This window comes from [Clostridium] clostridioforme AGR2157 (assembly GCF_000424325.1).
Lineage (GTDB): Bacteria > Bacillota > Clostridia > Lachnospirales > Lachnospiraceae > Enterocloster > Enterocloster clostridioformis_A.
The window spans coordinates 70,504-78,848 of sequence record NZ_AUJR01000026.1 but is presented as its reverse complement, the minus strand read 5'-3'; the positions used below and the strand labels follow the sequence as shown (position 1 = coordinate 78,848).

Here is an 8,345-nt window from a genome sequence, read left to right as displayed (position 1 = left end):
TGACTTCTCACGGCAAGCTTTACTCCGTGACAGCGAATGTTTTATCGCCACTTTCACGTCCGTGAGACCTCCCCGGGTACTCACACGTTCTTTCCCACTTATACCTGCCCCGTTTACTGCTGGCGTTCCGTGCAGTTATTGGACTTTAGTTTGTTAGGCAACCTCATCCACGCTTCACAGCCTATCCGGACAACTTTTACAGGCCAGTGGTTTGCCTCCGGCTTCCTTCAGACCCCACCTCACGATGACGCCCTTGCCATTGGCTGCACCCTTCCCACTGCCGGGCGGGTCAGGGACTTTCACCCGTTAGAACGTGCGCCCGCCGGGCGCACCTAAAAGGGACGGCCCTTCCGCCAGCATGGCGGGAGCCGTCCCTTTCCAAAGCTTATTAAGCATCAAAGCTCATATACCTGATCACAGGCGAAATCCGGAAGCGTGGCGCCGCTGTCTGCCTTCTTCGCCTTCTTCCCATTGTCATCCGTATAGTAAACTTCCCTGTCCTCAACTAAATAGACATAATCCCCATCGCTCTTATAGGCCTTCTCATTGGTCTGTACCTTACCTGATTCATTGACCAGATAATATTTGCCATCCACCTTATAGACCTCGTACCGGGAATCCCCGTCTGCTGTTACCAGCAGTCCGTTATAGTACAGGAATCCATCCTTTTCTCCGCTGAAACCAGCTCCCTTGTTGGAGCCGGAAGTGTTGAAATAGAAGGTGCAGCGCTTGCCGTCGTCATCAACAATACCGGTATTCCTGCCGGTGAGCATCCTGCCGTCAGACCCCTTCTCTCCGAAATACCCCACCATCACATGTCCGCCGGATACAATCTTAACCAGACCGTTCTTTCTGCATCCATACTGGTTCACAAAATAATTCTCGCCATCCACCCGGATCGTGGCGGCATTCATGGTGGAGATGCCTGTCTTAAGGTATGCGGGAGTGCCGTTGTTCTCAAAGTAATACCACTCCTTATCCCCTTCCTTTGGAAGCTCCTCGTCCCCCTTCTTGGAGATGGCTGCCCCGTCGTCGGAATCACCCGGATGCTCAGAGAGCTGCTTCCACTGTCCCTTTGCAATGGCTCCGTCGTCCTTACCGCCCAAATACACGAAACGGCTGATGCCTGTGGCATCGTCGCTGTCCGCTTTCTCCTTCACCGCATGCCAGCCCGTCAGCATGGCTCCGTTCTGGTCAAAATAATATTTTTCTCCGTGAATGGTCTCCTGGTCATAATTACCGGAAAGAGAGCGCTTGGCCTTGCCGTTATTCTGGAAGAAAAACCACCGGGAATTCTCATCCGCCTTCTTATATTCCTTGGAGATGTCCCCAATCTCAGGCAGATCATCTTCGTCAAATTCCAGGCATACCCAGCCCCGTTTCATGGCCCCGTCGTCCTTGCCGCCCAGGTAGTAGATATTATCGCCCTCGTAGAACCAGCCTGTGCGCATCTTACCGTCGCTGTCAAAGTTGTATCGGCCGTCTCCTACATTTTTCCAGCCTTCCTCTGTCTTGCCGTTCTTGCCCAGGAAATACCAGCCTTCTTCCTTCAGGCCGTCCTTGCCGTCTGTGTGGACCCAGGAATTCTTCACCATGACTCCCTTGTCATCCACATAGTATGTATTCTCTATCCAGGTGCTCTTCTCAATCTCCCCGTCGCTGCCCAGGAAGTATGATTTTCCGTCCCGTATCCTCCATTCATTGGTCACATAGTTTCCCTTGCTGTCCACGAACTTAAGGACTCCGTCTTCTGTCTTCCATCCGGACTCCGCACCAAAAGCAGTGCCGGCAGTCATCACCCCCATCAGCAATCCTATGGCCCATCCTGTCAATATCCTTCGTCTGGTCATATCCTCCACCTCCTTATAGTACCATTTTATCAGATAATGAAAGGAAATAACAGGATGAGAAAGGGGAAAAATTGTGTAAGAATTACTTAATTTTATAACAGCCGGTGGAAAAAATGTGAAATCGGTGCTAAAATGTATGCTGCAATTGAACCTTACAGGAATCATTCTAAAATAAGAAATATCCCCTATGAAAGGAGCCGCATACATGTCAGACACAGCCGTCACCATCCGCATGGCGCAGGAAGCAGACGCAGAAGCCCTTCTGGCCATATACGCACCCTATGTGGAAAAGACAGCCATCACCTTTGAATATGAGGTGCCTACTGTCCAGGAGTTTAAAAACCGTATCGCCTCCACCCTGAAGCGGTACCCTTATCTGGCTGCAATTCGGGACGGACGCATCCTGGGATATGCCTATGCATCTGAATTTAAGGAGAGGGCCGCCTATGACTGGGCTGTGGAGACCTCCATCTATGTGTCCGAAGACACACGGCGCACCGGCGCGGGCTCCATTCTCTATGAGGCATTGGAAAACTATCTGAAACGCCAGAATGTCATCAACGTCAACGCCTGCATTGCCTACCCCAATCCGGACAGCATTGCCTTTCACGAAAAATACGGCTACCGCACCGTGGGCCATTTCACCAAATGCGGCTATAAACTGGGCCAGTGGTGGGATATGGTCTGGATGGAAAAGATGCTTGTACCCCATCCGGAACAGCCGGAGCCATTTATACCGGTTGGCAGGCTTTAGAACCTGGCTTTTAAATCTGCCATTTTCCCTTCTGAGGAAGTCCGGTCCTTCACTGCTCCCCCAGCCGCCCATATATCCCGGCCAGCCGCCTGCACCGCTTCACGGTTTCCTCATCCAAATCTTCCGCGCTCATCCTCCACCGCCAGTTCTTCCCCAGGGTAGAGGGCTCGTTGATTCTGGCGGACGTATCAAATCCCAGATAATCCTGGACCGGAATCACTGCCAGGTCAGCCACGCTTCCCAGTGCAGCCCTGATTAAGTCCCAGTGAAGCTCTCCCTCCGGTGTGTATCCGGCTCCTATGTACTCCCTGACAAAATTCCTGTCATGTTTATCCAGTGATGCGTACCAGCCCTCTGCGGTATCATTGTCATGAGTGCCTGTGTACACCACGCAGTTGGTCCCGTATTTGTGGGGCAGATAGTCACTGTCCTCACCGGCGTCAAAGGCAAACTCCAGCACCTTCATCCCGGGAAATCCCGTATCCTTCAGCAGCTGTCTCACAGTAGGCGTAAGGAACCCCAAATCCTCTGCTATGATGGGCAGCTTGTCCCCGCCGAAATATTCCTGCATCTGCCGGAAGATTTCGATTCCCGGCCCCTTTTCCCAGTGGCCGAACTCAGCCGTGGCGTCGCCGTAGGGGATGGCGTAATACTCATCAAATCCCCGGAAGTGGTCCACCCGTACCAAATCATACATGCGCAAACAGTACTCCATCCTCCGCATCCACCAGGCAAATCCTGTTTTCCTGTGGTATTCCCAGTTATACAGAGGATTTCCCCACAGCTGGCCTGTGGCTGAAAATCCGTCAGGCGGACAGCCCGCTACAGCTCCTGGCATATTATTCTCGTCAAACTGGAACAATTCAGGCCGCGACCAGCTGTCGGCGCTGTCAAATGCCACATAAATGGGAATATCCCCTATAATCCGGATTCCCTGCTCATGGGCATACCCCTTAAGGGCATCCCACTGTTCCTCAAATTTAATCTGCTGGAATTCATAAAACCCAATCTCATCCGTCAGCATGGCCCTGTATGCCTCCAGCGCCTCCGGTTTTCTCAGACGGATTCCTTCGTCCCACAGATTCCAGCTGCATGAATCAAAATGGTTCTTTACCGCCATATAGAAACAATACTCCCTGGTCTCATCCCCCAGTTTCCGGCTTGCCAGTTCATGAACCAGCTCCGCGGTCCGGCCGTCCTTCCAGCGCTCATAAGCCTTCCTCAAAAGCGGAAATCTCCCATCGTATATCTTCTTATAATCAATATCCCTCTCATCGCTTCCAAAATCCGTATCCAGGCACTCCTCACTTGTGAGAAGTCCTTCCTCTGTCAGCCTTTCCAGGTCAATAAAATAAGGATTTCCCGCAAAGGCCGAAAAAGACTGGTATGGCGAATCTCCGAACCCGGTGGGGCCCAGAGGCAGAATCTGCCAGCAGCTCTGGCCCGCTGCCTTTAGTGTATCAATAAAATCATATGCTTCCTTAGAAAATGCCCCGATGCCATACCGCGAAGGCAGGCTGGCAACCGGAAGCAGCATACCGCATTCCCGCATAGTGATAATCTCCTTTATGTGTTGAGTGTATGAAAAAGATTTCCGCAAGGCGTACTTTCCCTTCTCCCGTCAAAAGATATCCAATAAGAATTCGATGACTATATTATTCTTTGTTCTTTAAAATAGTTTCCACATCCGTTTCACTTTATTTTACCATACTCCCCTCACCATTACCATCTGAAAGATTTCTTCATTTCCGTTTATTTGTCTCTCTGTAACATAACAATCTCATTTACCTGTTATTCAAACCCACATGTCTGATATCTCCCTATCTCGGCATAACAAATTATCAACTGCTTCTCATAAACATCTATTCTCTTCACTCTATCTTTTACGACATTTTCATCATATTCCCCATTACACACAACTTTTCCCAGCATATCTCTTACATATTGATCGTTCAAGGTAGGTGAATTTTTACACTCCGCCTTTCCTTTTTCCATCCTTGTCCCACATCTCCATACAATCTTCCCACGCTCCGTTCTACGCCTGAATCCTCCCCCACAATCCCAAGCATTTCCGCCTTCACTTTATCAAATATCTAATAATGGCCGGATGGCTTCCTTTCACGTAATATCTGCGAAAATGTGTAACCCTTTAAATATAACTCAAAAATCATATCTTTTTCACAACACACCACCTCGTCTCATCAATAAGAAAAAGGCGCAAAAGCCAAAAGCCTTCACGCCTCACCACATTTTATCACACTTTCACAGCCCATACAAGTAATTCTCCCCATTCTTACGGTATTCCCCCGGCGTCTTCCTGTACTTTCTCCGGAACAGCCGGTTAAAATAAGATATATTATCAAACCCGCATCTCTGGGCCACTGCTGTCACCGGCTCCGTGGTGGTGAGCAGCATTCCCGCTGCTTTTTCCAGACGGAATTCATTGAGATACTGCGTAAACGGCACGCCCATATATTGTTTAAAATACTTCATAAAATGGGAATTACTGTAAAAGCAGAGTTCTGCCCCGTCCTCCACGGTTATCTTCTCACCGTAGTGTTCCTCCATATACTCCAGCAGCCGTTTCATCCTCTCCCTGGACTTTCGCGGCTGTCCGGCAGCCCCCGGCCCCCAAATCCCTGCAATCAGGCCCAGGAACCAGAACAGGGTTCCCTTTACCCCCATCTGGTAGGCATAGCACTTTTGACCGCACAACTGGTCCATTTTCCTGATGCATTCCATAAAAGCCCCGTAATCCGGCAGGCTGTCTGTAATATGAAGGGGCCTCCTTATGCCCCCCTCTGTCATGGGCCGCAAAAAGTCATAGGTGCACAGGTCTGATTCATCCGTCATGAGCATGGAAGGAAGGAAAATGATATTTTCATACTCCATCACCTCAGAACTGCACTGGCTGATGCCGTGAAGCTGTCCCGGAAACACCACCACGGCCTCCCCCTCCCTTGCTTCATACGGCTCCATGTCCACAGTCACCATACCCCGCCCCTTTTTCACAGCGATAATCTCCATATCCTCATGCCAATGAACCGGAACCTGCCTGAAATCCGCGGGTATGGAACAGGGGTAAATGTTAAAGGGGAAATCCTTTCCAGCATGTTCTTTTACTTCATGGTAACCATATTCTCCATGCCGGCTATTCCCATAATCCCCACGCCCGTTGCTTCCATCCTGCTCCCATGCATCTCTCCCATGTTTTCCGGCCCCGCCATCTTTCTGATATCCGCTCCCCATTTTCATGCCGCCCTGCATCTGCCGACCACCCTTCATCATCAATTTGATAGTATTGTACTATATCATAACATAATTATGCAAGATTTTCTTTTTTTATCCCATTATAATACAGACAAACGTACAATCATGCCGCTACCGGCACACCTTACGGAGGAATGTAAATCATGAATCAAAACCAATTGGAACAAATGCTGACAGAAGCCTGCAAAAAAGACATTTCAAGCTGCACTGACAAAGAGCTGTACACTGGCCTTCTCTGCCTGGTAAATACACTGTCCAGAGGCCGGGAATCCGCCCAGGGCAAAAAGAAATTATACTATATTTCCGCTGAATTCCTTATAGGCAAGCTGTTATCCAATAATATGATAAACCTTGGAATCTACAGCCAGGTGAAATCCATTCTGGCAAGCCATGGCAAAGACCTCTGTGCCCTGGAGGATCTGGAGCCTGAGCCCTCCCTGGGCAACGGCGGACTGGGCAGGCTGGCAGCCTGTTTCCTGGATTCCATAGCCACCCTGGGACTGAACGGGGACGGAATCGGGCTGAACTACCATTTTGGCCTGTTCAAGCAGTTATTCAAGGATAATCTCCAGCATGAGGAGCCTAATCCATGGATGGAAAACACCTCCTGGCTGGGCAGAACCAATGTCACCTACCAGATTCCATACCGGAACTTTACGCTCACCTCACGGATGTATGACATTGAAGTCACCGGCTATGACAACCGCACCAACAAGCTGCATCTCTTTGATGTGGAGACTGTGGATGAATCTCTTGTGGAGAACGGGATTTCCTTTGACAAGACTGATATCAGGAAGAACCTGACCCTGTTTCTCTACCCGGATGACAGCGACAGGGCAGGCCAGATACTGCGCATTTACCAGCAGTACTTCATGGTCAGCAACGCGGCCCGTCTCATACTGTCAGAGGCAGCGGCAAAAGGTTCCACCCTTTACGATCTGCCCGACTATGCAGTCATCCAAATCAACGACACCCATCCCACCATGGTCATTCCCGAACTGATTCGTCTTCTCACCACGGAGCATGGCATGGAAATAGACGACGCCATCCAGGTGGTGACGAATACCTGCGCTTATACCAACCACACTATCCTGGCGGAAGCCCTGGAGACCTGGCCCATGGACTACTTCAAGGAGGCGGTTCCCCAGCTGATTCCAATTATGGAGGTGCTGGACGACAAGGTCAGGAGGAGATTTGACGACCCGTCCGTATATATCATTGACAAGGGCGACCGGGTGCACATGGCCCATATTGACATCCACTATGGCTTCAGTGTCAACGGCGTGGCTGCCCTTCACACAGACATACTGAAGAATAATGAGCTGAACAACTTTTACAGGCTCTACCCGGAGAAATTCAACAATAAGACAAACGGCATAACCTTCCGCCGGTGGCTGCTTCACTGCAATCCCCAGCTGGCTGATTATATATCAGAACTCATAAGCGATGGTTTTAAGAAGGATGCATTTGAACTTAAGAAACTGGATGACAGGACATTCACAGCCAACATGAAGACCCTGCACCGCCTCTTAGCCATCAAGGACAGTAAGAAGCAGGAGCTGGCAGACTACCTTAAGGAAACTCAGGACATTGACATTGACCCCAAATCCATTTTTGACATACAGGTAAAACGTCTTCACGAATACAAGCGCCAGCAGATGAACGCCCTGTACCTGATACACAAATACCTGGAAATCAAAAGAGGCAGCAGGCCAACAACTCCCATCACCGCCATCTTCGGAGCCAAGGCAGCGCCTGCATATACCATTGCAAAGGATATCATCCATATGATACTGTGCCTCCGGCAGGTCATTGACAGCGACCCGGACGTAAAGCCCTGGCTGAACGTGGTCATGGTAAATAACTACAATGTGAGCCTGGCTGAAAAGCTGATTCCTGCCTGCGATATCTCAGAACAGATATCCCTGGCCTCTAAGGAAGCCAGCGGCACCAGCAACATGAAATTCATGCTGAACGGAGCCGTGACCCTGGGTACGGACGACGGAGCCAATGTGGAAATCCACGAGCTGGTGGGCGACGACAACATCTATATCTTCGGTGAATCCAGCGAAACCGTCATCCGGCGGTATGCAGAAGGCAGCTACTGCTCCCTCTCCTACTATGAGGCAGACCCTGACCTTAAGGAAGCTGTTGATTTTATCATCAGCCCCGCCATGCTGGCCGCTGGTTCCAGGGAACACCTGGAGCGCCTGTACAACGAGCTTCTGAACAAGGACTGGTTCATGACCTTCCCTGACTTTAAGGCTTACTGCCGGACCAGGGAACAGGCCCTGAGCGACTACGAAAACCGCACTTCCTGGGCCAGGAAAATGTTAATCAACATCAGCAAGGCCGGTTATTTCTCCTCTGACCGTACGATTGAGGAGTATAACCGGGATATATGGAAGCTGGATACGGGTCTGGTACCATAATTTGTAATAAAATCGGAAGGATTTTCATAAAATTTTCAA

The 8,345-nt window shown here is 50.1% G+C and carries 6 protein-coding genes; 2 read left to right on the top strand and 4 right to left on the bottom strand.

All coding sequences use genetic code 11. From position 1 onward, the window contains the following. Positions 1-395: 395 nt before the first annotated feature. A complete protein-coding gene (locus G614_RS0112145) occupies positions 396-1,850 on the bottom strand; it encodes an N-acetylmuramoyl-L-alanine amidase family protein (protein WP_027642158.1) in 1,455 nt (484 codons plus the stop codon). Positions 1,851-2,055: 205 nt separating this feature from the next. Between G614_RS0112145 and G614_RS0112140 the strand changes: the two genes are divergently transcribed. Further along, a complete protein-coding gene (locus G614_RS0112140) occupies positions 2,056-2,604 on the top strand; it encodes a GNAT family N-acetyltransferase (RefSeq protein WP_027642157.1) in 549 nt (182 codons plus the stop codon). 49 nt (positions 2,605-2,653) lie between these two features. Here the strand turns inward: G614_RS0112140 and malQ are convergent, their stop codons facing one another. The 3 genes from malQ to G614_RS0112125 form a co-directional block, all read right to left on the bottom strand. Next, positions 2,654-4,156, bottom strand: coding sequence for a 4-alpha-glucanotransferase (gene malQ / locus G614_RS0112135; protein WP_027642156.1), 1,503 nt, complete (start codon positions 4,154-4,156; stop codon positions 2,654-2,656). A 239-nt stretch (positions 4,157-4,395) separates the two neighbouring features. Then, complete coding sequence (locus G614_RS32710) at positions 4,396-4,623, bottom strand: hypothetical protein (RefSeq protein WP_334291508.1); 228 nt, start codon at positions 4,621-4,623, stop codon at positions 4,396-4,398. 243 nt (positions 4,624-4,866) lie between these two features. After that, positions 4,867-5,871: an AraC family transcriptional regulator gene (locus tag G614_RS0112125; protein ID WP_027642154.1), complete on the bottom strand. Its 1,005-nt coding sequence runs from the start codon at positions 5,869-5,871 to the stop codon at positions 4,867-4,869. 146 nt (positions 5,872-6,017) lie between these two features. Here G614_RS0112125 and G614_RS0112120 point away from each other — a divergent pair, with 146 nt between their 5' ends. Further along, complete coding sequence (locus G614_RS0112120; RefSeq protein ID WP_027642153.1) at positions 6,018-8,306, top strand: glycogen/starch/alpha-glucan phosphorylase; 2,289 nt, start codon at positions 6,018-6,020, stop codon at positions 8,304-8,306. Positions 8,307-8,345: the final 39 nt, after the last annotated feature.

Excerpts from the sequence above, each read along its gene's own strand:
- G614_RS0112125 (WP_027642154.1), bottom strand. The coding sequence starts at position 5,871 with ATGCAGGGCGGCATGAAAATGGGGAGCGGATATCAGAAAGATGGCGGG.
- G614_RS0112140 (WP_027642157.1), top strand. The coding sequence starts at position 2,056 with ATGTCAGACACAGCCGTCACCATCCGCATGGCGCAGGAAGCAGACGCA.
- malQ (WP_027642156.1), bottom strand. The coding sequence starts at position 4,156 with ATGCGGGAATGCGGTATGCTGCTTCCGGTTGCCAGCCTGCCTTCGCGG.
- G614_RS0112120 (WP_027642153.1), top strand. The coding sequence starts at position 6,018 with ATGAATCAAAACCAATTGGAACAAATGCTGACAGAAGCCTGCAAAAAA.
- G614_RS0112145 (WP_027642158.1), bottom strand. The coding sequence starts at position 1,850 with ATGACCAGACGAAGGATATTGACAGGATGGGCCATAGGATTGCTGATG.